The organism is Candidatus Cardinium sp. cByotN1 (genome assembly GCF_022810525.1).
Lineage (GTDB): Bacteria > Bacteroidota > Bacteroidia > Cytophagales > Amoebophilaceae > Cardinium.
This window is the reverse complement of record NZ_JAACGG010000181.1, coordinates 1-1,704: the sequence shown is the minus strand read 5'-3', so window position 1 is coordinate 1,704 and position 1,704 is coordinate 1. Positions and strand designations below refer to the sequence as shown.

At 34.9% G+C, this 1,704-nt stretch carries 1 protein-coding gene; it reads left to right on the top strand.

Annotated features, from left to right (window positions below; genetic code table 11):
- Positions 1 to 1,404 (top strand): ankyrin repeat domain-containing protein (locus tag MUW73_RS04320; protein ID WP_243575308.1); only part of this gene is annotated, 1,404 nt, incomplete at its 5' end.
- Between the last annotated feature and the right edge of the window lie 300 nt (positions 1,405 to 1,704).

Genomic DNA, 1,704 nt, shown 5'->3' with positions numbered 1-1,704 from the left:
TTAGGTCAATGTGATAAAGCCAAGATTAGTCCTGAGCTAAGTTCGCCTGCAACAATCAATCCTGTAGATACAACACCAACTAATTCTGTAGGTTCGGATAGTGGTGTAGGTGATCTTGGTTCAATAGAAGAGAATGAAAAGGTAGACGATGAATTAAGTACGTCAAAGAAGGTATTATTTAATCCTGAAGCGTATTGGAATAGATTAAAAAGACTTTCTGAAAAAAATAAAAAAAAGGAGGTTCAGGCCCTTGATTTATCAGAGGCAAAAGATTGTTTGTTGTGGGCTATAAAAAACACCAAGATAAAATTGGTTAAAATTTTATTGCAATATCGAACTGGTAAGTTTGAGGATCTGTTAAAGGCTGTTAAGCAAGTAGTATCACTATTATCACCTGATAAGGTCTCTGAAAAAGTTCCGGAAATGTTTCATTGTGTATTCATGAAACTATTCGAACAACCTGACTTTTCTGTAGATCATTTACGTGAGCAAGATGAAAATAAGAGAACGCTACTGCATTATGTTGCTATGTTAGATGGTCACATTGATGCCTGGGAAATTATATTAAAGAATTTAGCTGATCTTCAACAGGAATTTTCTAAATTTTTATATATCAAAGATAAGAGTGGCATGACCCCACTGCATCATCTTGCTATGTCAGGTGCTGGTGGGAATATTTGGCAAATTATATTAGAAAAACTTCCTGAATCTTCTTTATGTCTGCAAGATGGTTCTAATATGACCCCATTACATTATCTTGCTATGTCGAGTTATGATAGTGATACCTGGAAAATTATATTAGAGAATATTTCTTCAGGTAGTTTATGTAAAGAAGATGACGATGGTATGACAGTACTTCATTATCTTGTTGATCATTGTAAGGAAGAAAATAAAATAAAACCTTTTAAACTAGTATTTAAACAAATAGTAGATAAGCTTGGTGCAGATTGCGTGATTAAGGAGCTTTTCAAAAAAGCTACAGATGAGTATTCTGTAATTGGGCGTAGTTATTTGCCTCAAGACAGCAATTCTGTAATCTTACCTAAGTCGCCTAATAATGTCTCTTGGATCTCCAGTAAGCTAGAAGGCAAAAACAAAGAAAGCAAAATGTTTAGCTCTATTTTAGCATTGCTACCTCGTCGTTTAGAAAATACTGAACTTGGTATAATTGCGCGTAAAATTGAAGACAAGGTAGAGGATAAGAGCATCTCTCAGGAGTATGCTAATAAGTTGTGTGCGATAATAGATAAATATATCGATAAAAATTATGGTAATAAAGCAAAAGAAGTTAGGGAGTACGTACTGTATGCAAGATACTGTAAAAAAGAACCTCTTTTCGATCAAGGATCACTTTCTGCGTATTCAGGTACTGAATATTATCCCTGTTATATCCAGGAATATTAACTACGAATAATGTAACGAAATAACTATCGAGGAAAAAAATCTATCTCTTTGCTTTATAATGAGAACTAAATACAACTAGAATCAAAAAGTTATTTTTAATTTAGCCAATGCTAGCAAACCATATTGGTGAATAGATACCTTGTCTATGCACTCAAGGAACGCCATGGCGGTTCTAGTAAAAACGCCCCTTGTAAAATAGTTGCGATCAGCAAGCGCCCCTTATAGCTGACATAGAAAAACAGCTGGAATGGATGTTGCAGGGTGGATGCTGTTTTTCCAGCTTTAAGGGGCGCTTTCCGC